This is a genomic window from Paraburkholderia sp. 22098 (assembly GCF_052045935.1).
In the GTDB taxonomy this organism is placed as follows: Bacteria; Pseudomonadota; Gammaproteobacteria; order Burkholderiales; family Burkholderiaceae; genus Paraburkholderia; species Paraburkholderia caledonica.
Map to the genome: position 1 here is coordinate 1 of NZ_JBQEPV010000029.1, position 3,041 is coordinate 3,041.

The window sequence follows — 3,041 nt, forward strand, 5'->3', positions numbered from 1 at the left end:
GAAGCGAACGCGGTGAACTGAAACATCTAAGTAACCGCAGGAAAAGAAATCAACCGAGATTCCCAGAGTAGTGGCGAGCGAAATGGGACCAGCCTGTACTCTTTATCTTCATTGTTAGTCGAAGGCTCTGGAAAGTGCCGCCATAGCAGGTGATAGCCCTGTAGACGAAAACAGCGAGGAAGAACTAGGTGTACGACAAGTAGGGCGGGACACGTGAAATCCTGTCTGAAGATGGGGGGACCATCCTCCAAGGCTAAATACTCGTGATCGACCGATAGTGAACCAGTACCGTGAGGGAAAGGCGAAAAGAACCCCGGGAGGGGAGTGAAACAGATCCTGAAACCGCATGCATACAAACAGTCGGAGCCTCGTAAGGGGTGACGGCGTACCTTTTGTATAATGGGTCAGCGACTTACATTCAGTGGCAAGCTTAACCGATTAGGGCAGGCGTAGCGAAAGCGAGTCCGAACAGGGCGTTCAGTCGCTGGGTGTAGACCCGAAACCAGGTGATCTATCCATGGCCAGGATGAAGGTGCGGTAACACGTACTGGAGGTCCGAACCCACTAACGTTGAAAAGTTAGGGGATGAGCTGTGGATAGGGGTGAAAGGCTAAACAAACCTGGAAATAGCTGGTTCTCTCCGAAAACTATTTAGGTAGTGCCTCGTGTATCACCTTCGGGGGTAGAGCACTGTCATGGTTGTGGGGTCCATTGCGGATTACTACGCCATAGCAAACTCCGAATACCGAAGAGTGCAATCGCGGGAGACAGACATCGGGTGCTAACGTCCGGTGTCAAGAGGGAAACAACCCAGACCGCCAGCTAAGGTCCCCAAATATGGCTAAGTGGGAAACGAAGTGGGAAGGCTAAAACAGTCAGGAGGTTGGCTTAGAAGCAGCCATCCTTTAAAGAAAGCGTAATAGCTCACTGATCGAGTCGTCCTGCGCGGAAGATGTAACGGGGCTAAGCCATATACCGAAGCTGCGGATGCACATTTATGTGCATGGTAGGAGAGCGTTCCGTAAGCCTGCGAAGGTGCACTGGAAAGTGTGCTGGAGGTATCGGAAGTGCGAATGCTGACATGAGTAGCGATAAAGGGGGTGAAAGGCCCCCTCGCCGTAAGCCCAAGGTTTCCTACGCAACGTTCATCGGCGTAGGGTGAGTCGGCCCCTAAGGCGAGGCAGAAATGCGTAGCTGATGGGAAGCAGGTTAATATTCCTGCACCATTGTTGAATGCGATGGGGGGACGGATCGCGGAAGGTTGTCCGGGTGTTGGAAGTCCCGGTCCTTGCATTGGAGAAGGCGCTTTGGCAAATCCGGGCGCGGAATTCAAGGGTGTGAGGCCAGTCACTTCGGTGACGAAGCAATCGGAAGTGGTTCCAGGAAAAGCCTCTAAGCTTCAGTTCAACAAGACCGTACCGCAAACCGACACAGGTGGGCGAGATGAGTATTCTAAGGCGCTTGAGAGAACTCGGGAGAAGGAACTCGGCAAATTGGTACCGTAACTTCGGGATAAGGTACGCCCCTGTAGCTTGACTCGCCTGCGCGAGAAGGGTGAAGGGGTTGCAATAAACTGGTGGCTGCGACTGTTTAATAAAAACACAGCACTCTGCAAACACGAAAGTGGACGTATAGGGTGTGACGCCTGCCCGGTGCCGGAAGATTAAATGATGGGGTGCAAGCTCCTGATTGAAGTCCCGGTAAACGGCGGCCGTAACTATAACGGTCCTAAGGTAGCGAAATTCCTTGTCGGGTAAGTTCCGACCTGCACGAATGGCGTAACGATGGCCACACTGTCTCCTCCCGAGACTCAGCGAAGTTGAAGTGTTTGTGATGATGCAATCTCCCCGCGGCTAGACGGAAAGACCCCATGAACCTTTACTGTAGCTTTGCATTGGACTTTGAACCGGTCTGTGTAGGATAGGTGGGAGGCTGTGAAGCGTGGACGCCAGTCTGCGTGGAGCCATCCTTGAAATACCACCCTGATCTGTTTGAGGTTCTAACCTTGGTCCGTAATCCGGATCGGGGACAGTGCATGGTAGGCAGTTTGACTGGGGCGGTCTCCTCCCAAAGTGTAACGGAGGAGTACGAAGGTACGCTAGGTACGGTCGGAAATCGTGCTGATAGTGCAATGGCATAAGCGTGCTTAACTGCGAGACCGACAAGTCGAGCAGGTGCGAAAGCAGGTCATAGTGATCCGGTGGTTCTGTATGGAAGGGCCATCGCTCAACGGATAAAAGGTACTCTGGGGATAACAGGCTGATACCGCCCAAGAGTTCATATCGACGGCGGTGTTTGGCACCTCGATGTCGGCTCATCTCATCCTGGGGCTGTAGCCGGTCCCAAGGGTATGGCTGTTCGCCATTTAAAGAGGTACGTGAGCTGGGTTTAAAACGTCGTGAGACAGTTTGGTCCCTATCTGCCGTGGGCGCTGGATATTTGAAGGGGGCTGCTCCTAGTACGAGAGGACCGGAGTGGACGAACCTCTGGTGTACCGGTTGTCACGCCAGTGGCATCGCCGGGTAGCTATGTTCGGAAGAGATAACCGCTGAAAGCATCTAAGCGGGAAACTCGCCTTAAGATGAGATATCCCCGGGGCTTCGAGCCCCTTGAAGGGTCGTTCAAGACCAGGACGTTGATAGGTCAGGTGTGTAAGCGCAGTAATGTGCTCAGCTAACTGATACTAATTGCCCGTAAGGCTTGATCCTATAACAGGTGTGTCTCGACCAGCGTTGGCGCTTCAGCGCCTACACTGGTCCGATCCCCGAAGGGGATGCGCTTGAACTCGCCGTGAGTTCGCGCCAGACACCCAGGTTGAGAGATCAGTGTTGTGCCCGATACAGCACAACCCCGCATCGCCTGGTGAGCATCACCAGAAACTACTTCTTCCCGATTGGCTGTATTGCCCCACCGGCAGTACGGCAACCCGTCAAAGCCTGATGACCATAGCGAGTCGGTCCCACCCCTTCCCATCCCGAACAGGACCGTGAAACGACTCCACGCCGATGATAGTGCGGATTGCCCGTGTGAAAGTAGGTAAT

The 3,041-nt window shown here is 53.6% G+C and carries 2 rRNA genes; both read left to right on the top strand.

What is annotated here, in order from left to right:
- Nucleotides 1–2,708: ribosomal RNA gene (locus ACTJLB_RS32340) — 23S ribosomal RNA — on the top strand; the annotation flags it as partial.
- A gap of 227 nt (nucleotides 2,709–2,935) precedes the next feature.
- Nucleotides 2,936–3,041, top strand: a 5S ribosomal RNA gene (rrf, locus tag ACTJLB_RS32345); the annotation flags it as partial.